At 61.9% G+C, this 20490-nt stretch carries 16 protein-coding genes; 15 read left to right on the forward strand and 1 reads right to left on the reverse strand.

Annotated features, from left to right (window positions below):
• Window positions 1-13 precede the first annotated feature (13 nt).
• The 14 genes from G6L97_RS03025 to G6L97_RS03090 all read left to right on the forward strand — a co-directional run bounded on the left by G6L97_RS03025 (window position 14) and on the right by G6L97_RS03090 (window position 16180).
• Window positions 14-3817, forward strand: a complete 3804-nt coding sequence (locus tag G6L97_RS03025) for a baseplate multidomain protein megatron (protein WP_111783212.1) — start codon at window positions 14-16, stop codon at window positions 3815-3817.
• A gap of 34 nt (window positions 3818-3851) precedes the next feature.
• A complete protein-coding gene (locus tag G6L97_RS03030; RefSeq protein WP_019564069.1) occupies window positions 3852-4058 on the forward strand; it encodes a hypothetical protein in 207 nt (68 codons plus the stop codon).
• 139 nt (window positions 4059-4197) lie between these two features.
• Window positions 4198-4452, forward strand: coding sequence for a hypothetical protein (locus tag G6L97_RS03035; protein WP_003497070.1), 255 nt, complete (start codon window positions 4198-4200; stop codon window positions 4450-4452).
• A gap of 96 nt (window positions 4453-4548) precedes the next feature.
• Window positions 4549-5220 (forward strand): response regulator transcription factor, encoded by a 672-nt coding sequence (locus G6L97_RS03040; RefSeq protein ID WP_003512135.1) that lies wholly within the window; start codon window positions 4549-4551, stop codon window positions 5218-5220.
• Window positions 5210-6610, forward strand: a complete 1401-nt coding sequence (locus G6L97_RS03045; protein WP_003512137.1) for a sensor histidine kinase — start codon at window positions 5210-5212, stop codon at window positions 6608-6610. Before G6L97_RS03040 ends, G6L97_RS03045 begins: the two co-directional genes overlap by 11 nt.
• Before the next feature lie 107 nt (window positions 6611-6717).
• Window positions 6718-7146 carry a membrane protein gene (locus G6L97_RS03050; RefSeq protein WP_025592860.1) on the forward strand — a complete coding sequence of 143 codons (429 nt, stop codon included), beginning with the start codon at window positions 6718-6720 and terminating at the stop codon, window positions 7144-7146.
• A gap of 143 nt (window positions 7147-7289) precedes the next feature.
• Window positions 7290-8444 carry a c-type cytochrome biogenesis protein CcmI gene (gene ccmI / locus G6L97_RS03055; protein WP_162694266.1) on the forward strand — a complete coding sequence of 385 codons (1155 nt, stop codon included), beginning with the start codon at window positions 7290-7292 and terminating at the stop codon, window positions 8442-8444.
• The gene (ccmE, locus tag G6L97_RS03060) at window positions 8441-8953 is read left to right on the forward strand and encodes a cytochrome c maturation protein CcmE (protein WP_003512141.1); all 513 of its coding nucleotides are present in this window, start codon (window positions 8441-8443) and stop codon (window positions 8951-8953) included. The genes ccmI and ccmE overlap by 4 nt, the downstream gene beginning before the upstream one ends.
• Entirely contained in the window at window positions 8950-10944 is a 1995-nt protein-coding gene (locus G6L97_RS03065) for a heme lyase CcmF/NrfE family subunit (protein WP_003512142.1), read from the forward strand. Before ccmE ends, G6L97_RS03065 begins: the two co-directional genes overlap by 4 nt.
• Entirely contained in the window at window positions 10941-11405 is a 465-nt protein-coding gene (locus tag G6L97_RS03070) for a cytochrome c-type biogenesis protein (protein ID WP_025592862.1), read from the forward strand. The genes G6L97_RS03065 and G6L97_RS03070 overlap by 4 nt, the downstream gene beginning before the upstream one ends.
• A gap of 156 nt (window positions 11406-11561) precedes the next feature.
• The gene (locus tag G6L97_RS03075; RefSeq protein WP_003512147.1) at window positions 11562-13115 is read left to right on the forward strand and encodes a Do family serine endopeptidase; all 1554 of its coding nucleotides are present in this window, start codon (window positions 11562-11564) and stop codon (window positions 13113-13115) included.
• A gap of 270 nt (window positions 13116-13385) precedes the next feature.
• Window positions 13386-14144 carry a response regulator transcription factor gene (locus G6L97_RS03080; RefSeq protein ID WP_013635754.1) on the forward strand — a complete coding sequence of 253 codons (759 nt, stop codon included), beginning with the start codon at window positions 13386-13388 and terminating at the stop codon, window positions 14142-14144.
• A 9-nt stretch (window positions 14145-14153) separates the two neighbouring features.
• Window positions 14154-15563 carry a sensor histidine kinase gene (locus G6L97_RS03085; RefSeq protein ID WP_111783210.1) on the forward strand — a complete coding sequence of 470 codons (1410 nt, stop codon included), beginning with the start codon at window positions 14154-14156 and terminating at the stop codon, window positions 15561-15563.
• A gap of 191 nt (window positions 15564-15754) precedes the next feature.
• On the forward strand, window positions 15755-16180 hold the full coding sequence (locus G6L97_RS03090; protein ID WP_065661211.1) for a thiol-disulfide oxidoreductase DCC family protein: 426 nt from the start codon (window positions 15755-15757) through the stop codon (window positions 16178-16180).
• Between the two features lie 113 nt (window positions 16181-16293).
• On the opposite strand, the gene G6L97_RS03095 is transcribed toward G6L97_RS03090, so the two are convergent.
• A complete protein-coding gene (locus tag G6L97_RS03095) occupies window positions 16294-17157 on the reverse strand; it encodes a MipA/OmpV family protein (protein WP_162686624.1) in 864 nt (287 codons plus the stop codon).
• A 323-nt stretch (window positions 17158-17480) separates the two neighbouring features.
• On the opposite strand from G6L97_RS03095, the gene G6L97_RS03100 reads away from it, so the two are divergent.
• On the forward strand, window positions 17481-20450 hold the full coding sequence (locus G6L97_RS03100) for a bifunctional [glutamine synthetase] adenylyltransferase/[glutamine synthetase]-adenylyl-L-tyrosine phosphorylase (protein ID WP_111783209.1): 2970 nt from the start codon (window positions 17481-17483) through the stop codon (window positions 20448-20450).
• Window positions 20451-20490 lie beyond the last annotated feature (40 nt).

Consider the following 20490-nt stretch of genomic DNA (forward strand, 5'->3'; position numbering starts at 1 on the left):
TTTCGAGGCGACCATGGCGACCATTCTCTTTCAGGCGGCGGGTGCAGCACTCGGCGGCGTTTTCGGCCCCGTGGGTGCCATCATCGGCCGCGCGGCTGGCGCGCTGGCAGGCCATGCCGTCGACCGCGCGCTGCTTTCGAACGGGCGGACGGTGTCCGGCGCCCGGCTTTCCACAGCGCGTATTCCGGGTGCGGACGAAGGCGCTGCCATCAACCGGCTTTACGGCACGGCGAGGATCGGCGGTACGCTGATCTGGGCGACGCGCTTTGAGGAAAGCGTCGAGGTGACGCGTCGTGGCGGCAAGGGCAATCGCGGCCCGAAGGTCGAGACCTTCCGCTATTTCGCCAATCTCGCCGTCGGGCTGTGCGAGGGCGAGGCGGCCATGGTGCGGCGCGTCTGGGCCGATGGGCGGGAACTGGACCTGAGCGCCATCGAGATGCGCTTTTATCCCGGCAGCGAGACGCAATTACCGGATCCGCTGATCGAGGCAAAACAGGGCGCAGGCAATGCACCCGCCTTTCGCGGTTTGGCCTATGTGGTGTTCGAACGCCTGCCGCTTGACAGCTATGGCAACCGCATTCCGCTGATGCAGTTCGAGGTGGTGCGACCGGTCGGCCGGCTGGAAAAAGCCATCCGTGCCATCACCGTCATTCCCGGTGCGACGGAACACGGTTACGCCACGGCGCAGGTTTCGGAACGCACCGGCATGGGCGAAAGTCGCATCATGAACCGCAATTGCCTGACGGCCTTGACCGACTGGCAGGCCGCGATCGACGAATTGCAGGCGCTGTGCCCCAATCTGCAAAGCGTGGCGCTGGTGGTGAGCTGGTTCGGCACCGACATGCGCGCGGGCGAATGCCGCATTCTGCCGGGTGTGGAAGTGGCAGGTCGCGACAGGGAAAGTGCGGCATGGTCCGTCGCCGGTGTTTCGCGTGGGCAAGCGCATCTCGTCAGCCATCACGGCGGCGGCCCGGCGTATGGTGGCACGCCGGATGATCAAAGCGTTGTGCAGGCGATAGCCGACCTCAAGGCGCGTGGTCTGAAGGTCTGCCTTTATCCATTCGTGATGATGGATGTGCCAGCCGGCAACGGCCTGCCGGACCCCTACGGCAAAGGCGAGCAGGACGCCTATGGCTGGCGCGGACGCATCACCTGTTTTCCGGCACCGGGCCTGGCAGGTTCGCCCGACCGCAGTGCAGGCACGCGCACGGAGATTTCCACCTTGTGCAACCGCACTGAGGGGTATCGCCACATGGTGCTGCATTATGCGGCGCTGGTGGCGCAGGCGGGTGGGGTGGATGCCTTCCTGATCGGCTCGGAGCTGCGCGGGCTGACAAGCCTGCGCGACCATAACGACGCCTTTCCTTTCGTGGAGGAACTGGTGCGGCTGGCGGCGGATGTGCGCGCCGTTGTCGGGTCGGCAACGAAACTGACCTATGGCGCGGACTGGAGCGAATATTTCGGCTATCAGCCGGCGGACGGTTCCGGCGACGTGTTCTTCAATCTAGATCCGCTGTGGGCAAGCCCTGATATCGATGCCATCGGCATCGACAATTACATGCCGCTTTCCGAGTGGCGCGACGAGGATGCCACAAACGGCAATCCTGATGGTATGAGCGGCCCGGACGATGCTAGCGCCTTCCGTTATGCCATCACGGCGGGCGAGGGTTTCGACTGGTATTACGCCAGCGATGCCGACCGCGCGGCGCGGCGACGCAAGCCCATCACTGATGGTCTCAGGGGCAAGCCGTGGGTATTCCGCTACAAGGACCTGCGAAGCTGGTGGCAGAATGCCCATTTTGACCGGGTGCGCGGCGCGGAGAAGTTGACGCCAACCGCATGGGTGCCGGGGTCGAAACCGATCTGGTTCACCGAACTCGGCTGCCCGGCGGTGGACAAGAGTGCGACGCGCCCGAATGTCTTTCCCGATCCGAAATCGGCGGAAAACGCTTATCCCTATTTTTCCCGCAGAAGCCGCGCCGACAGCCAGCAGCGACGGTTTCTGGAGGCGCATCTCGACCATTGGAGGGGGAAGGGAGATGCGGCGATGGTGGATCCGAACCGCGTCTATATGTGGACCTGGGATGCGCGGCCGTTCCCCGCCTTTCCGCAGAACGGCGCGGCCTGGAGCGATGGGGCCAACTGGCGTACCGGCCATTGGCTAAACGGCCGGCTTGGGACTGCCACACTTGCCGATACCATCGCCGCGATCCTGACGGACCATGGATTTTCCGGCTTCGACGTCTCTGCCGTCAGTGGCGATCTGACGGGATATGTGCAGGGCGACGTGACCTCGGCCCGCAACCTCCTGGAGCCGTTGATGTCGGCGTTTCAGGTGGATGTGGCCGAGGACGGCGGAACCCTGCGCTTCCGCTCTCGCAATACGGCGGTTCTGCCAGTGCGTGACGCTGCCGTGCTGGCCGATCTGGACGACGAACCGCTGTGGTCGGAAAATCGCGGCCATGACAGCGATTTCGCCGCAGAGGCCGTGCTGACCTCGTTCAATCCGGCGCTGGACTACGAGCAGGCGAGCGTGCGTTCGCGCCGTATCGACAATGCCGGCAGCCGCGTCATGCGGCTCGACCTTAGCGCAGCACTCCCGGCGGAAACAGCGGAAGTCGCAGCTGAGGCCCTGTTGCGTGACAACAGGCAGGCGCGGCGCACGCTGCGTTTTGCGTTGCCGCCCGCAGATATCGCTCTGGAACCCGGCGATTGCATCCGTCTCCCGCAGAATGTGTTTTCGGAGGCTCCGGCAGGGAGGTTCCTGGTTAGCCGGATTGAGGACGGTACTGTACGGCAGGTGGAGGCGCGCGCCTTTTCCGCCGCATCCGCTGCTTTTTCGGGCGCTGTGGATGAGCGTCGTGTTGGCGGGGCAAACGGCGCGGAAGGTTTTGCCCCGGAGGTGCTGTTTCTCGACCTGCCGCGCCATGACGGCACGGCGTCTGAAAATTCGGCGCGGATTGCCGTTTTTGCACGGCCATGGCGGCCAATCGTCGTTTCGTCCTCCGCAGGCACGGAAGGCTACCGGCAGCGCGCCGTGCTTGACCGGCCCGCGATGATCGGCACGTTGGCCATGCCGCTGACATCAGGCCCCTCCGGCCGTTTCGACCGGCAAAACACCATCCTGATCGATCTGCCATCCGGCGAGCTTTCCTCGGCCACGGAGCTTTCGGTGCTGAACGGCGAGAACCGCATGGCGGTGAGGGCCGCAAACGGTGTTTGGGAGATCATCGCTTTCGCGCGCGCAGAGGAAATTGCGCCCGCGCGCTGGCGGCTTTCCGCTTTGTTGCGTGGGCTTGGCGGGACGGAAGATGCGTTGGCCATTGGCGCGCCGGTGGGCACCCCTGTCGTGGTGCTGGACGCGGCGGTGCAGCCGCTCGGTCTTGCCGCGACCGAACGCGGACGGCGGCTGAACTGGATCGCCGAGGCGGCGGGAATGGCGGGCGCCCCCGCCGGTCCTTTTGTCTTCGAGGGTGGCTTGCGGGCTGAAACGCCGCTTGCGCCAGTGCATCTTGCGGCTGAGCGGCGCAGGGACGGCATTTTGCTGCGCTGGGTGCGCCGAGGCCGGATGGAGGCCGATGGCTGGGACGCGAGCGAGATACCGCTGGAAGAGCCGTTCGAGCGTTACCGCGTGGAGGTGCTGGATCGCGAGGCCGTTCGACGCACGGCAGAGGTCTCCGAACCCTTCTGGCTGTACCCCAAAGCGGACGAACTCACAGATTTCCCGACCTTGCGGGATCACATTTCCGTGCGTGTCCGTCAGCTCGGCCGTGCGGTGCCTCTGGGAGTGGCGGCGCACGCCGTTCTCCCACTCTGACAACCACCTGAAAAACAACGCAAAGGACGAGATTATGGATAGTACCAAGGCATGGTATCAATCGCGCACTATCTGGGGCGCCCTGGTTGCGGTTTTCGCACCGCTTTTCAGCGTCGCTGGTCTTGATCTTCCCGCCGGCCTGCACGGCGAGCTGGCGGAGGGACTGGTGACCGTTGCGGGCGGAATTGGCGGCCTCGTCGCACTTTACGGCCGCCTTTCGGCAACACGTGCCATCCGTTGACGCCACTAGCGCCCATACCGTCCCCGCCGTGCGTCGTAGCGTCGGGGGCGGCATTCATTTGCCATTCAGACGCTTTGCGCTACATATTCGGTCACAATACGGTTCGAGACGCAGCCGATTTTTTTGGAAGATTTGTGCAATGGCATCACCTCTCATCATCGCGACGCTTGCAGCCGGGCTTTCCGGTTTCACGGCGCCCGAGGCTGATTTGCAGGGCCATTACATTCTGGCTGCAAGCGATTGCGGCGCGGCCGTTGCCCGCGTGGTGCGCGAAACCGGTGGTCAGCTTCTTTCGGTCTATCCCTCCGGTGACGGTCAGTCCTGTGTAGTTACCGTTCTCGTCCAGGGTAATGGCGAGCGCCCGCGCAAGGTAACGATGCGCGTGCCGATGTAGCCTTGCCCGCATCGCCGAAATATCGGAAAACAATCCGACACAGTTAGCATGACCGGCGACGCGCGCGCGGGCCGGGACGTAAGGAAAGGGCGGATAATGCGTATTCTCGTGGTTGAGGACGATGCCAATCTCAATCGTCAGCTGACCGACGCGCTGAAAGAAGCCGGTTATGTTGTCGATCAGGCATTTGACGGCGAGGAAGGCCATTATCTCGGCGATACCGAACCCTATGACGCGATCGTTCTCGATATCGGCCTGCCGCAGATGGACGGCATCACCGTCGTCGAGAAATGGCGCGCGGCGGGCAAGGCCATGCCGGTCCTCATTCTCACCGCCCGTGACCGCTGGAGCGACAAGGTGGCGGGCATCGATGCCGGTGCCGACGATTACGTGACCAAGCCCTTCCATGTGGAAGAAGTTCTTGCCCGCGTGCGTGCGCTCATCCGCCGCGCCGCTGGCCACGCTTCGTCCGAACTCGTCTGCGGACCGGTCAAGCTCGATACCAAATCCTCCAAGGCAACGGTCAACGGCGTGACGCTGAAGCTCACCTCGCATGAGTTCCGCCTGCTTTCCTATCTCATGCATCACATGGGCGAGGTCGTCTCGCGCACGGAGCTGGTCGAACATATGTACGATCAGGATTTCGACAGGGATTCCAACACGATCGAGGTGTTTGTCGGACGTTTGCGCAAGAAGCTCGGGGTTGATCTGATCGAGACCATCCGTGGCCTCGGTTACCGGATGCAAGCGCCGGCAGATGCGAAGTAGCTCTCTTACCGCCCGCGTTCTTCTTCTCGCCTCCGCCTGGTCGGCGCTGGCGCTGGTGGTCATTGCCGTCGTGATTTCGACGCTCTACCGGCAGGGCGTGGAGCGCAGCTTCACCGATCTTCTGCGGGCGCAGCTTTATAACGTCATTAATTCCGTGACGATTTCGAACGAGAATACGCTGGCCGGCAGCCCGCAGCTCGGCGATCTCCGGTTCTCGCAGCCCGATACCGGCTGGTACTGGGTGGTGGAGCCGCTCGGCAATTTCCAGACGGCACCGCTGGTCTCCTCTTCGCTCGGCGTCGCGTCCTTGCCGGTGCCGAGCATTATCGATGCTCCCTTCGATAACAGATACGAGCGTTTTTATGCCGTGACCGACGAGGCGGGCAACAAGGTCCGGGTGGCGGAAACGGAAGTCGTGCTGGATGGTGAAGGCCGTGCGGCGCGTTTCCGCGTTTCCGGCAACCTGAATGTCGTTGAAGACGATGTGCGCAATTTCTCCAACAGCCTTTATCTGGCGCTCGCCGTCTTCGGTGTCGGCAGTCTGGTCGTCAATGGCCTTGCGATTCTCTACAGTCTGCGGCCGCTCGATCAGGCCCGTCTGGCGCTCGGAAAGATCAGGGGCGGGGAGGCGGAAAGCCTCGAAGGCGAATTCCCGCGCGAGATCCAGCCATTGGCGAACGAAGTCAATGCGCTGATCGACAGCAACCGGCGCATTGTCGAGCGCGCCCGCATGCAGGTCGGCAATCTCGCACATTCGCTGAAAACGCCGATTGCCGTGCTTCTGAACGAGGCCCGCACGCTGGAGCCGCAGCATGGCGATCTGGTGCGCGCGCAGGCTGACGCCATGCAGGCGCAGGTGCAGTCTTATCTTTCGCGCGCCCGCATTGCCGCCCAGCGCGGCTCGATCCTTGCCCGTGTGGAAGCGGAGCCGGCGCTGGAACGGCTGGTGCGCGTCATGCGCCGCCTCAACCCCGACAAGCAGTTCGAGCTGAATTTCGAGCATCCGGGGGCGGTGCTGGGCATGGAACAGCAGGATCTGGAGGAGATCGTCGGCAATCTTCTCGAGAATGCCGCGCGTTTTGCACAGACCAAAGTCGTCGTCACGCTTGCGACCGGCACTCACCCGTCCTCCGACCCCGAAATGGGCCGGCGCTCATGGGTGGAGTTGATCGTGGAGGATGACGGGCCGGGGCTGGAGCCCGGGCAGATAAGCGAAGCGATGAAGCGCGGCAGGCGGCTGGACGAAAGCCGTCCTGGCACCGGCCTCGGATTGTCGATCGTTTCCGAAGTGGTGTCTGAGTACCATGGCCACTTTTCCCTCTCGCGCAGCGGGATAGGTGGCCTGAAAGCCGATCTGATTTTGCCTGGCCTCTCGAAAGAGCTTGCGTGAGGCAAGAAAAAAGGCAAGAAATTCAATGCCGATATATAACGCGCGGTGCGGTAAGGAAAAGAGGACAGGGTTTGGTTGACGTGTATGATGGCTGCCGCTCCGTGACGATGCGTTCGCTGGTGTCACGCCCGGCACTTCTCTCGATCCTGTGCGTATCGATGCTGAGCGCCTGCACCACCACGGGCACCCGCTCGGCCGGTGGCAGTCTGTTCGGCGGTTCGGCACAACCTTCAACGCCGTTCCTTGCCAACATGCAGGGCGGCATTGTCGGACGAAGCGGTCTGCAGCTCGAAAAGGGTGACCGCACCAAAGCGCTCGAGGCCGAATATCGCGCACTGGAAACCGCCCCGGTCGGTACGCCGGTGACATGGACCGGCGACGATGCCAGCGGCCAGGTGGTTGCCAATGCGCCCTATCAGGTGGGCAACCAGAATTGCCGGCAATATTCCCACACGCTGACTGTCGATGAAAAGGAAACCCGGGTTCGCGGTGCGGCCTGTCGCAATGCCGATGGCAGCTGGTCTCCTTTGACGTAAATCAAGGTCATGGACCTTTCCGAGTGACAGGAAGGGCTATAGCGATGCACCTGGATGCCGGGCGGTGCGGCGTGATGTCTCAAATTCGCGTCATCTCCGCGCTTCATGTTTCCATGTGCCGTGCATTCGAGTAATTGAGCCATATGTTCTGGATTGTCGTTGCGATATTGACGGCGGCTGTCGCCATCGTCCTGATGTACCCGCTGATGCGGAAGACCGAGGTGTCGCAGACGCGCCGCGAGGGCGAGGTTGCAGTCTATCGCGACCAGCTTGCCGAACTGGACCGCGAGCGTGCCGCTGGCCTGATCGGCGAGACGGAGGCGGAATATGCCCGCGCCGAAATCGGCCGCCGGCTGCTTGCCGCAGCCGATACCCGTCAAGACGCTGAAAGCAGCGCCCGACCGCTACGGCACAATCTCGCCGTAACCCTGATTACCGTTTTGCTGCCCGCACTTGGCCTCTGTCTTTACATCTGGAAGGGAAGTCCGGAAGTGCCGGACATGCCGCTCGAGGCACGTCTGGAGCAACCCGGTAACGACATGAACCTTCTGGTCGCCCGTGCCGAGCGGCACCTGGCCGAAAACCCCGACGACGGTGCAGGCTGGGATATCCTGGCGCCGATCTATTTCAAGACGATGCGGCTTGGCGATGCCGAGCTTGCCTATCGCAACGCGCTTCGTTTGCAAGGGCCGAGCACAGAACGGCTGACGGGACTTGGCGAAACACTGGTGGCGAGCAATGACGGCATCGTCATCGAGGCTGCGCGTGAGGCCTTTGCCGAAGCCGAGCGGCTGAAACCCGGCAATCCACGCGCCCGCTTTTATCTGGCGCTGTCGCTGGAGCAGGCGGGCAAGGCGCAGGAGGCGCGTGCGGCCTTTGCAGCACTGGCGGCGGATGCACCAGCCGGTGCGCCATGGTTGCCGCTGGTGCGGGAACATATCGCCAGAACCGGCGGCGAGGCAGCGCCCGGCCCGACCGCAGGCGACGTGGCGGCGGCGAAAGACATGACGCCCGCCGACCGGCAGGCGATGATCGAGGGCATGGTGGCGAGCCTCGACGCCAAGCTCAAGGAAAATCCCGGTGATTTCGAAGGCTGGATGCGCCTCGTGCGCGCCTACTCCGTCTTGAACAATGCAGCGAAGGCGGGCGAGGCACTGAGAGCCGGTTTGCAGGTTTTCCCGCCTGATGGCGAAGAGGGTAAGCAGCTTCTGGCGCTGGCGAAGGAATTGGGAGTTTCCGCCGGACCCGTTCGCATGGACGGGCAAGGGCGCGCGATGCCGCAGGGAGTGACGCAATGACCCGCAAACAGAAACGGCTCGCAATCATCGGCGGCGGCATGAGCTTCATCGTCGCGGCCGTGCTGCTCGTCATGTTCGCCTTCGGCCAGTCCATAGCCTATTTCTACATGCCGGCCGATCTGGAGAAGACGCCGGTCAATCCCGGCACCCGCATCCGCCTTGGTGGGCTGGTGGCGGAAGGCTCCGTCAAGCGCGGGGAGGGCCGCACGGTGAGCTTCACGGTGACTGACGGTGAAGCAAACGTGCCCGTCAGCTATACCGGCATTCTGCCCGATCTTTTCCGCGAGGGGCAGGGCGTGGTGACGGAAGGCGTTTTCGATGCCGCGACCCATGGCTTTGTTGCCGACAGCGTTCTGGCCAAGCATGACGAAAACTACATGCCGAAGGAAGTGGCCGACCGGCTGAAAGACAAGGGCCTGTGGCAGAACACCGGAGAGGGCGGGCAACCTTCCGGCGCAGCGCCTTCTCCTGCGGGGGCTTCAGCCGACAAGACCGGAGCGATAAAATGATCAATGAGATCGGCCACTACGTTCTGGTTCTGGCACTCGCCGTGGGGCTGATCGTCTCGACGCTGCCGGTGATCGGCGCGCGCCGCAACGACCGGGCGCTGATGGATATCGCCTCGCTCGGCTCCGTCGTGATGTTCCTGCTCGTGGCCTTGTCCTTTGCGGCGCTGACGCGGGCCTATGCGGTCTCGGATTTCTCCGTGCGCAACGTCTGGGAAAACTCCCATTCGCTGATGCCGATGCTCTACAAGTTGACCGGCGTCTGGGGCAACCATGAGGGCTCCATGCTGTTGTGGCTGCTGATCCTGGTGTTTTTCAGCGCGCTCGTTGCCGTCTTTGGTCGCAACCTGCCGGAAACGCTGAAAGCCAATGTGCTGTCCGTGCAGGCCTGGATTTCCGTCGCGTTCCTGCTGTTCATCCTGCTCACCTCCAATCCGTTCATGCGTCTGGAGCGGGTGCCGGCCGAAGGGCAGGACCTGAACCCTATCCTTCAGGACTTCGGCCTCGCCATACATCCGCCGCTGCTTTATCTCGGTTATGTCGGCTTTTCAGTCTGTTTCTCCTTCGCCGTCGCTGCACTTCTGGAGGGCCGGATCGATGCGGCCTGGGCGCGCTGGGTAAGGCCGTGGACGCTCGCCGCATGGACCTTCCTGACGGCAGGTATCTCCATGGGATCTTACTGGGCCTATTACGAACTCGGCTGGGGCGGCTGGTGGTTCTGGGATCCTGTTGAAAACGCCTCCTTCATGCCATGGCTTGCGGGCACCGCACTGCTGCATTCGGCACTCGTCATGGAAAAGCGCGAAGCGCTGAAAATCTGGACCGTGCTTCTGGCGATCATGACCTTCTCGCTGTCGCTGCTCGGCACCTTCCTCGTGCGCTCCGGCGTCTTGACCTCCGTGCACGCCTTCGCAACCGATCCGAGCCGCGGCATCTTCATTCTCGGCATCCTTACCGTTTTCATCGGCGGAGCTTTCGCGTTGTTCGCATGGCGTGCGCCCTCGCTGAAGGTGGGTGGATTGTTCGCGCCGATCTCACGCGAAGGGGCGCTGGTCCTCAACAATCTGATCCTGACGGTCTCGACCGCAACGGTACTGATCGGCACGCTCTATCCGCTCATTCTCGAAACGCTGACAGGCGAAAAAATCTCGGTCGGCGCGCCGTTCTTCAACCTCACCTTCGGCCTCCTGATGATCCCGGTCCTGATCGTCACGCCCTTCGGGCCGATGCTCGCCTGGAAGCGCGGCGATCTTCTCGGCGCTTTCCAGAGGCTTTATGTGGCGGCCGCCATTGCAGCCCTTGCCGGGCTGACGCTCTGGTACGTGGAGAACGGCGGCCCGGTGCTCGCCGCACTTGGCATCGCAGCCGGTTTCTGGCTGATCTTCGGGGCGCTTGCCGATCTCTGGTATCGGGCCAATTTCGGCAAACTGGCCTTCGGCATCGCTTTTCGACGCCTCAAGGGCCTGCCGCGTTCGGCCTTCGGCGCCGCACTTGCCCATATGGGGCTTGGCATCACCGTGCTTGGCATCGTCACCGTCACCACCTTCGAGACCGAAACCGTTCTTGAAATGAAGCAGGGCATGGAGGCGAAGGCGGGCGGCTACAGTCTCACCTTCGATGGCATCCGCCATGCCGTCGGCCCTAATTTTACCGAGGATCGCGGCCATTTCACCATACGCAAGGCGGGTGTGGAAGTAGCCGACGTCTGGTCCTCCAAGCGGCTCTACACCGCACGGCGAATGCCGACCACGGAAGCGGGCATTTTGACGTTCGGCCTCAGCCAGCTCTACGTCTCGCTCGGTGACCCGATGGCGGATGGCGGCATGGTAGTGCGCATCTGGTGGAAACCCTTCATCCTGTGCATCTGGGGCGGCACGCTGTTCATGATGGCCGGCGGTTTGATATCGCTCTCCGACAGGCGGTTGAGGGTGGGCGCACCGAGCCGCAAGGCGAAGCCGGCAAAAACGGCCGCGATGCCGGAGGCGGCGGAATGAGGGAGGTTGTGGCGGGGCTCACGCTCCTTCTCGTTCTCATGTTTACGTCATGGCCGGCCTTCGCCTTCAACCCGGACGAGGTGCTGAAAGACCCCGCACTGGAACAGCGCGCGCGCAATCTCACGTCTCAACTGCGCTGCATGGTCTGTCAGAACCAGTCGATCGATGACAGCAATGCCGAACTGGCACGGGACCTGCGCGTTCTGGTGCGGGACAGGCTGGTGGCAGGCGATAGCGATCAGGCTGTAGTCGACTACGTCGTGTCTCGTTATGGCGAATTCGTGCTGCTGAAACCGCGTTTCAGCCTGCGCACCGCACTTTTGTGGGGCGCGCCCATCGTTCTGGCGCTTGCGGGAATATTCGCCATCCTCGTTTTTTCGCGTCGGCGCGCCACCCAGGAGCGGCCGGAAAAACTGAGCGCGGACGAAGAAGAGAGAATTCGTAATCTCATTGAAAAATAACCGATTTTCATATCCGTCCTCGGTTCTTTTTCAACATTACGGTTTTTTCATTCGTCAGACACTTCGCTGTAAGGTGTCGCCTACTATATCTTCATCATCCACCGCTTCTCCCCCGGTCAAACGGGTTCCAGTCTGAATGAAGAAAGAAGGTACACCATGTCTCACTCGCAAAACGGACGCTCCTCGCTGAAGACGGTTCTGAAGGCAACGACCGTTGGCGGTCTTGCCGCGCTGATGCTTTCCACAGGCATCGCCGCACCGATCGTTCATTCCTTTGCCGCTCCGGTGGAGGTGACTGCGCCGCAGGTTCCGAGCTTCGCCAATGTGGTCGAGGCTGTTTCGCCCGCCGTCGTCTCCGTTCGCGTCCAGTCGAACGTGCAGCCCGCTTCCGATGATTCCAGCAACTTTTCCTTCAATTTCGGCGGCCGTGGTCTCGACCAGCTGCCGGACGACCATCCCCTGAAGCGCTTCTTCAAGGAATTCGGCGGCCCCAACCAGGACCGTCCCGACCGTGGTCCGAACCGTCACCGTGACGGCAAGGGTCCGCTGCGCCCCGTCGCTCAAGGATCCGGCTTCTTCATCTCCGAAGACGGTTATGTCGTCACCAACAACCACGTTGTCGATGACGGCTCCGCCTACACGGTGGTGATGAATGACGGTACCGAACTCGAAGCCAAGCTCGTTGGCCGTGATCCGCGTACCGATCTGGCGCTGCTGAAGGTCGATGTGAACCGCAAGTTCACCTATGTGCAGTTTGCCGACGATAGCAAGATTCGCGTCGGTGACTGGGTCGTAGCCGTCGGTAACCCCTTCGGCCTCGGCGGCACGGTAACCTCGGGCATCGTTTCCGCCCGTGGCCGCGATATCGGCTCCGGCCCCTATGACGATTACCTGCAGATCGACGCCGCCGTGAACCGCGGCAACTCCGGTGGTCCCGCCTTCAATCTCAACGGTGAAGTCGTTGGCATCAACACCGCGATCTTCTCGCCATCTGGCGGCAATGTCGGTATTGCTTTCGCCATCCCGTCGTCCGTTGCCAAGGACGTGATCGCCGACCTGCAAAAGGACGGCAAGGTCGAACGCGGCTGGCTCGGCGTGCAGATCCAGCCCGTCAGCAAGGACATTGCCGAGTCGCTTGGTCTTGCCGAAGCGAAGGGCGCGCTCGTCGTCTCGCCGCAGTCCGGTTCGCCGGGCGACAAGGCTGGCATCAAGCAGGGTGACATCATCACCGCCGTCAATGGCGACCCGGTCAAGGATGCCCGCGATCTGTCGCGCCGCATCGGCAGCATGACGCCAAACAGCAAGGTTGAAATCTCGCTCTGGCGCGGCGGCAAGTCGCAGTCGGTCACCGTGACGCTTGGCGATCTCGCAAGCGACGATGCCTCCAAGGCAACGCCGGGCCAGGAAAACGACAGTGGCAGCAAGCCTTCCAGCGCAAAGGTGCTGTCGAGCCTCGGCCTGACGGTTGCGCCCGCTGACGACGGCAACGGCCTTGCCATCACTGATGTCGATCCGGACAGCGACGCCGCTGCCCGTGGCCTGAAGACGGGTGAGAAGATCACCTCCGTCAACAACCAGCAGGTGGCTTCTGCCGCCGATATCGAGAAGGTTCTCGAGCAGGCGAAGAAGGACGGACGCTCCAAGGCGCTGTTCCAGATCCAGACGGACAGCGGCAGCCGCTTCATCGCACTGGATATCGACCAGGGTTGATAATCTGAGATGCGACGCCGGTTCTTCTTCGAGCCGGCGTCGCTCGGGACTGTGTCTCCCCTTGAGGGCGGGACAGAGTATGTGGAACGCGCGTGCCGCTTGTTTCTTCTCCGCTAGGGAGGAGGAGGTCGCGGCAGCGGGATCAAGGGCAAGGCCAGCGATAGACCGCGCCCTTGCCCCCTCATCCGACCCTTCGGGCCACCTTCCCCCCGCCGGGGAGAAGACAAGGACCCACAAAGCCGGTCCAGTCAGCACCGAGGAGGAAATCTCATGGAAAACAAGGTTCAGGAAATGTCCGTCGCATCTGTTTCCGGTTGTGCGGAAAAGGGCGAGGGCGCTATTGTCCCGCACATGAAGATTCTTGTTATTGAAGACGATCTCGAGGCTGCGGCCTATATGACCAAGGCGTTCCGGGAAGTCGGTATCGTTGCCGACCACGCGAGCGATGGTGAAAGCGGCCTGTTCATGGGCTGCGAGAATTCCTATGACGTGATGGTGATCGACCGCATGCTGCCGCGCCGCGACGGACTTTCCGTCATCAGCGAGCTGCGCCGGCGCGGCATCGAGACGCCGGTTCTCATTCTTTCGGCGCTTGGGCAGGTGGACGACCGCGTGACCGGCCTGCGTGCTGGCGGCGATGATTATCTGCCCAAACCCTATGCCTTTTCCGAACTTCTCGCCCGCATCGAAGTGCTGGGCCGCCGCAAGGGCAAACCCGAACAGGACATGGTCTACCGTGTCGGCGATCTCGAACTTGACCGGCTGTCCCATGATGTCCGGCGCGGCGGCAAGGAAATCCTGTTGCAGCCGCGTGAGTTCCGCCTGCTGGAATATCTCATGAAGAATGCCGGCCAGGTGGTGACCCGCACCATGCTTCTGGAAAACGTCTGGGATTATCATTTTGACCCGCAGACCAATGTCATCGACGTGCATGTGTCCCGCCTTCGTTCGAAGATCGAAAAGGACTTCGAAAAGCCGCTGCTGAAGACCATTCGCGGCGCGGGTTACATGATGAAGGACGAGGGCTGATTGGCGAAAATGGTCCGCCTCAGAATATTGTTCCGGTCAACAGCGGTGCGCCTTTCTGCGCTCTATATCCTGCTGTTTGCGCTCTGTGCAGCCTTCCTGGTCTTTTATGTCACCGCCCTTTCCGAACGGCTGCTGAACCAGCAGACGCGTGACGCGGTGCTGCAGGAAGTGTCGGATGTGCAGCGCATCTACAATCGCGGCGGCATCAACCCGCTGTTGCGGATGATGGAGCGCCGTGCCCGCCAGCCGGGGGCGAGCCTTTACATCATCGCCGGCCCCAATGGCGAAATCCTTGCAGGCAACGTCGCTTCCGTGCAGCCCGGCGTGTTTGACAAGGAGGGCTGGACGGGTTTCCCCTTCCGTTACGAACGTTATTCCGAAAGCGGCGACAGCGTGCAGCATATGGCGACCGCCAATGTCTTCATGCTGGACAACGGCCTGCGCATCCTGATCGGCCGCGATCTCGGCGAGCCCACCAAATTCCGGGCGCTGGTGCGCAATGCGCTGATGGTGGCGCTTGCCATCATGAGCGCCGGTGCGCTGCTCATCTGGTTCGGCATCGGCCGCAATGCCTTGAAACGCATCGACCGCATGTCGGCAGCGACCAAGAAGATCATGGCCGGCGATCTTTCGCAGCGCCTGCCGCAGGGCCGCTCCGGCGACGAGTTCGACCGGCTGTCCGGCTCGCTCAACGCCATGCTCGGCCGTATCGAAAAGCTGAACGAGGGCTTGCGGCAGGTGTCCGACAACATCGCCCACGACCTCAAGACACCGCTGACGCGGCTGCGCAACAAGGCAGCCGCCGCCTTGGATGACGACGACGAAACGAAACGGCGCGCGGCACTCGAAGGCATCATCGCCGAATCCGACCAGTTGATCCGCACCTTCAATGCATTGTTGATGATTTCCCGCGTCGAGGCCGGCTCCATCGCCGCCGAAATGACCGATGTGGACATGTCGGCAATCGCCGCCGACAGCGCCGAACTTTACGAACCGGTGGCCGAGGACGCGGGACTTACGCTTGAGGCCGAGATCGAACCCGGTCTTTCGGTGCAGGGCAACCGTGAGTTGATCGGCCAGGCGCTTTCAAACCTCATCGACAACGCCATGAAATATGCCTGCGAATGCGAGAGCGACAAAAAACTCATCGTGCGTCTGGTGAGCGAACCGGACGCCATCGTGCTGTCCGTCTCCGATAACGGCCCCGGCATCCCCGCCGACAAGCGCGGCGAGGTGCTGAAACGTTTCGTGCGGCTGGACGAAAGTCGCTCCAAACCCGGCACGGGGCTAGGCCTGTCGCTGGTGGAGGCCGTGATGGAATTGCACGGCGGATCGCTCGCGCTGTCGGACACCGACACTACAAATTCCGTCTGCCCGGGCCTGACCGTCTCGATGATCTTTCCCGTTTCGACCCAGTAAGCCGCGCTGTCCAACGCCGCCGACACCAGCACCGGCTGGTCACCGCTATTTGTGCGGAAATTCGTTCACCTCCGAGAAATAATCGTCTCTCGAGATTGAATTGAAAGATGATCGGAAGAATATCTTATAAGGTTCTACAGCTGCACTTTATGAGGGGATCGCATCGCGATCGGCAAAAGGACTTATGATCGATGGCAAACATGGCCCCCTTGGTCGGCGACCACCATGGACCGATCATTCTGTTCGATGCCGAATGTGTGCTGTGTTCGGTGAATGCGCAATTCGTACTGCGGCATGACAAGGCCGGATATTTCCGGCTGGCCTCCATGCAGGGAGCCGTCGGCACGGAAATCTACCGGCGGCACGGAATGGACCCCAAAAATCCGGTCAGCCTGCTCGTTGTCGATGGCGACAGGGTGCGACAGGATAGCGACGGCGTTCTTGCGATCTATGAGGCGCTTGGCATGCCCTGGCGGCTGCTTGGCATGTTGCGCATAATTCCCGCATTTCTGCGCGATCCCGTCTATCGTTTTGTCGCCCGCAATCGCTACCGTTGGTTCGGAAAACGTGCGCAATGCTGGGTGGCGCCGCCGGAATACAGGGACAGGATTCTCTGAACTTAGCGACGATCCTCCGCCCAGGGCAGGCGACAATTTCAGGCGGCGGGACAGACACGTGACGGCGTTGCGGAGATGGTTACGCATCCCCGCAACGCCACGTCGCCATCGGGTCAGAACGTATAAGCCACGCCCACCATCGCAAACGGCTGAATATCCTTTTTCGAAAGGGGGCTTTCCTTGGCATCGCCCAGCAGGAAGCCAACACCGCCGGCGCCGGTGATCGACCAGTTCTCGGTCATAAGGTAAGTGAGGGAGGCGCTGGCGTCGATGCGCTTGAAGCCTGCCTTGGCGTCATAGCGGCGCAGGCCGGAACGGGCGGATTGGGCCGAGGTGACGCCGAAATAGGATTTCATGTGCTTGTCGTCCGCCCAGGTGGCGGAGAGGTCCGCGCCAAGGATGAACTGGTCGACTTTGTGCGAAACGCTGGCGCCGACGGTTGCGGTCAACCCTTCGCTGCCGCTGATGGTCTTGTCCACTTTCGCATAGACCTCGAAGGGATCGATGCCATAAGCGATAACACCGCCGACCACGCCGCCCGCCTTGATGTCACCCATTCCGCGAAGATTTTTCTTGTCGTCCTTTTCCTTGCGCCCGGCTTCCCAGCCGCCCTTCACGCCCAGTCTGAAGCCGTTGCTGTTCAGCAGGTTGACGGTGACGCCACTGAAATCGATGCTCAGCGTATCTCCATACTCAACGGAAACCAGGGGAACCGCGCCTGCTTCCAGCTTGTCCGAGCCCTCATATTTGGGAGCGTAGGCAGCACCCACGCCAAGTGTGATTTTCCACTCACTGGAACTGCTGTAGCGGGCATTGTCGAAATTGCCCTGCGGTTCGGCGAACCTGTCCGATTTGCCGAGATCGGCAGCGAGGACGGGCGTGCAGACGGCATGCGCCAAGGGCAGCGCGGTCAGGCACAACGCCATTGCACGCAGGTTCTTTTGCCATTTCACTATAAAAATCTGTTTCATGATCATATCCGTTGCAGCATCAAGCGTTGCAAAACCTGGGAGTCGGGTTTCGTTGAGCAGGACGCTACGTGGGCATAATTGCGGAGACATTACGCGATATTGCCGGCCACGACTGAAATGGCGCTTCCGCAGGCCAGACCGCGGAAAAGATCGGCAAAAACGGTTTTCCTGATCGCAAAGCGCCACGCATTTGTTACAACGCGGAGTGTATGCGCCCGGAAGCTTCGACAATGCGTGGCGGCAGGACGATTTTGCGGGGAGCGATCCTTCCTGAGAATCAGGCACGGTCGAAGCGCAAGGATGGGTCGCTGGGGAGAGGGAGAGAGACAGTGACGAAACGGGAAACCGCTGAAAGGCGGCTGAGCGAGGTTCTGCCGGGAGTTATCCGCCCCTATACGCAGACGGAACTGAAATCCGTTCTCTCCACGCTGAAGGATATCGCCAAGGGCGAGCCAGCTGTGGCCGCGCTTCTTGCCGCCGAAAGCCCGCTGAAGGACTTCATCGCTGCGGCTTTCACGCTGTCGCCCTATCTGCGCGATATGGCCGCGGCGGACGAGGGACTGCTGACGCTCGCGATTTCGAAGCCGCTGGAGCCACTACTGGCCGATCTCGTCCGTGAAGCGCGCGATTGCTGGAAGCCGGGGCAAGAGGGCGGCGTGCCCGTCGAAAACGAGGTGATGTCGCGCTTGAGGATCGCCAAGCGTCGGCTTTCCTTCGTCGCAGCGCTTGCCGATCTTGCGCGCATCTTCACCGCCCGCGATACCACGCGCTGGCTGAGCGACATGGCGGATGCTTCGCTGTCGGCCGCCATCGACCACCTGCTGCTTGTCGGCCATGAGACCGGCAAGCTCAAACTGAAGAACGTGGCCGCGCCAAGCGAAGGTTCCGGCCTGATCGTGCTTGGCATGGGCAAGCTCGGCGCGCGCGAACTGAACTATTCCTCGGACATCGACGCAGTGGTGTTCTTTGAACCCTCTGCTGGCATTATCGATGATCCCTATGCTGCGACAGAGAATTTCGGCCGCATGATGCGCCGCCTCGTGCGTATCATGCAGGAACGCACGGCAGACGGTTACGTCTTCCGCACCGATTTGAGGCTCCGGCCAGACCCCGGCTCGACGCCGCTCGCTATTCCAGTGGAAGCGGCGCTGCTTTATTACGAGGGCAGGGGCCAAAACTGGGAACGCGCCGCCTATATCAAGGCGCGGCCGGTGGCCGGCGATCTTAAGGCCGGTGACAATTTCCTGCGCGAACTGACGCCTTTCATCTTCCGCAAATATCTCGATTACGCGGCGATTGCCGATATTCACTCCATCAAGCGGCAGATCCATGCGCATAAGGGCCATGGCGCGATTGCGGTTAAGGGCCATAACGTCAAGCTCGGACGCGGCGGCATCCGCGAGATCGAGTTCTTCGCGCAGACGCAGCAGCTGATTGCCGGCGGCCGTATGCCGGCGCTCAGGGTCCGCGCGACGCAGGAGGCGCTGGCGGCGCTCACCGAAGCGAAATGGATCGATGCCGAAACGCGCGATAGCCTGACGGACGCCTACTGGTTCCTGCGCGAGGTGGAACACCGCATTCAGATGGTGCGCGATGAGCAGACCCACGTGCTGCCCGACACCGAAACCGAACTGAAGCGCATTGCCTTCATGCTCGGTTTTGAAGATACCAAGGCGTTTTCCGAGAAGCTGGAAAAGGTGCTGCGGCTGGTGGAGCGCCGTTATTCGGCGCTGTTCGAACAGGAGACGAAACTCTCCGGTGAGGCAGGCAATCTGGTCTTCACGGGCCAGAAGGACGATCCAGATACGCTGAAAACCCTCTCAGCACTTGGTTTTCAGCGGCCGGAGGATATTTCCCGCGTCATACGCACCTGGCACAATGGCCGCTACCGGGCAACGCAATCGGTCGAGGCGCGCGAGCGGCTGACGGAGCTTACGCCGGATCTGCTGCGCGCCTTTGGCGAAAGCAAGCGGGCGGATGAGGCGCTGCTGCGCTTTGATAATTTCCTCTCCGGGCTACCGGCGGGCATCCAGCTCTTCTCGCTGCTCGGCAACAATCAGGCGCTGCTGTCGCTGCTGGTGACGATCATGTCGTCGGCCCCGCGCCTTGCCGAAATCATCGCCGCCCGCCCGCATGTTTTTGACGGCATGCTGGACCCGGCGCTGATGAGCGACGTGCCGACGCGCGAGTATCTTGCCCAGCGCATGGGCAATTTCCTCTCCAATGCCCGCCACTATGAGGATATTCTCGACCGGCTCCGTATTTTCGCCGCCGAGCAGCGCTTTCTCATCGGCGTGCGGCTGTTGACAGGCGCGATCCGTGGCGAGATCGCCGCCCGCGCCTTCACCCATCTTGCCGATCTGGTAATTGAAGCGGCCCTGAATGCCGTTCTCTCGGAGATGGAGACGGCACATGGGCCATATCCGGGCGGGCGCGTGGCCGTGATGGGCATGGGCAAGCTCGGCTCCTTCGAGCTGACCGCGGGTTCGGATGTCGACCTCATTCTCCTCTACGATTACAACGATGCCGCCCATGAATCGACCGGCGCAAAACCGCTCGATGTGGTGCGTTATTTCACTCGCGTCACCCAAAGGCTGATTGCCGCACTATCGGCGCCCACGGCCGAAGGCGTGCTTTACGAGGTGGACATGCGGCTTCGCCCCTCCGGCAACAAGGGGCCGGTGGCGACGCGCATTTCCGCCTTTGAGAAATACCAGCGCGAGGAAGCCTGGACCTGGGAACATATGGCGCTTTCCCGCGCTCGCCTGATCTGTGGCAAAGCCTCGCTGATGGAAGATGCGCGCGGCATCATCGCCTCGGTACTGTCCCAGAAGCGCGATGTGGCGAAAGTCTCAGCCGATGTGCTGGAAATGCGAAGCCTCATTGAACAGGAAAAGCCGCCGGAAAACATCTGGGATTTCAAGCTCATCAATGGTGGGCTGATCGACCTCGAATTCATCGCCCAATATCTGGCGCTGGTCGGTCCCGCCAGGGGTCTCCAGCCGCACGAACCGGGTCGCAACACGGCAGAGGCATTGCAGGTGCTGGCCGCCCCGGTGATGGAGCAGCAATCCTTCGACGACTGCATGGCGGCGACGGCGCTTTACACCGAGATATCGCAGATCGTGCGGCTGTGCATCGACGGTGCTTTCAATCCGAAGGAAGCGCCTGCCGGTCTTATCGATCTGGTTTGCCGGGCCGGGGATTGCCCGGATATTTCCACGCTGGAGGGCGAGGTGAAGCGGCTGGCGAAGGTTGTCAGGAAGGCGTTTGTGGCAACGGTGAAGAATGGCGGGTGATGGTGGGTATCGCGCGTTCTGCCTTCACTTACTGCAACGC

This window comes from Agrobacterium tumefaciens (assembly GCF_013318015.2).
Taxonomy (GTDB): domain Bacteria; phylum Pseudomonadota; class Alphaproteobacteria; order Rhizobiales; family Rhizobiaceae; genus Agrobacterium; species Agrobacterium tumefaciens.

Bases quoted from the DNA above. Each gene is read 5' to 3' on its own strand.
- ccmE (WP_003512141.1), top strand. From the start codon at position 8,441: ATGACCCGCAAACAGAAACGGCTCGCAATCATCGGCGGCGGCATGAGC.
- G6L97_RS03065 (WP_003512142.1), top strand. From the start codon at position 8,950: ATGATCAATGAGATCGGCCACTACGTTCTGGTTCTGGCACTCGCCGTG.
- ccmI (WP_162694266.1), top strand. From the start codon at position 7,290: ATGTTCTGGATTGTCGTTGCGATATTGACGGCGGCTGTCGCCATCGTC.
- G6L97_RS03075 (WP_003512147.1), top strand. From the start codon at position 11,562: ATGTCTCACTCGCAAAACGGACGCTCCTCGCTGAAGACGGTTCTGAAG.
- G6L97_RS03050 (WP_025592860.1), top strand. From the start codon at position 6,718: ATGCGTTCGCTGGTGTCACGCCCGGCACTTCTCTCGATCCTGTGCGTA.
- G6L97_RS03030 (WP_019564069.1), top strand. From the start codon at position 3,852: ATGGATAGTACCAAGGCATGGTATCAATCGCGCACTATCTGGGGCGCC.
- G6L97_RS03080 (WP_013635754.1), top strand. From the start codon at position 13,386: ATGGAAAACAAGGTTCAGGAAATGTCCGTCGCATCTGTTTCCGGTTGT.
- G6L97_RS03090 (WP_065661211.1), top strand. From the start codon at position 15,755: ATGGCAAACATGGCCCCCTTGGTCGGCGACCACCATGGACCGATCATT.
- G6L97_RS03095 (WP_162686624.1), bottom strand. From the start codon at position 17,157: ATGATCATGAAACAGATTTTTATAGTGAAATGGCAAAAGAACCTGCGT.
- G6L97_RS03035 (WP_003497070.1), top strand. From the start codon at position 4,198: ATGGCATCACCTCTCATCATCGCGACGCTTGCAGCCGGGCTTTCCGGT.
- G6L97_RS03040 (WP_003512135.1), top strand. From the start codon at position 4,549: ATGCGTATTCTCGTGGTTGAGGACGATGCCAATCTCAATCGTCAGCTG.
- G6L97_RS03070 (WP_025592862.1), top strand. From the start codon at position 10,941: ATGAGGGAGGTTGTGGCGGGGCTCACGCTCCTTCTCGTTCTCATGTTT.
- G6L97_RS03025 (WP_111783212.1), top strand. From the start codon at position 14: ATGGCGACCATTCTCTTTCAGGCGGCGGGTGCAGCACTCGGCGGCGTT.
- G6L97_RS03085 (WP_111783210.1), top strand. From the start codon at position 14,154: ATGGTCCGCCTCAGAATATTGTTCCGGTCAACAGCGGTGCGCCTTTCT.
- G6L97_RS03045 (WP_003512137.1), top strand. From the start codon at position 5,210: ATGCGAAGTAGCTCTCTTACCGCCCGCGTTCTTCTTCTCGCCTCCGCC.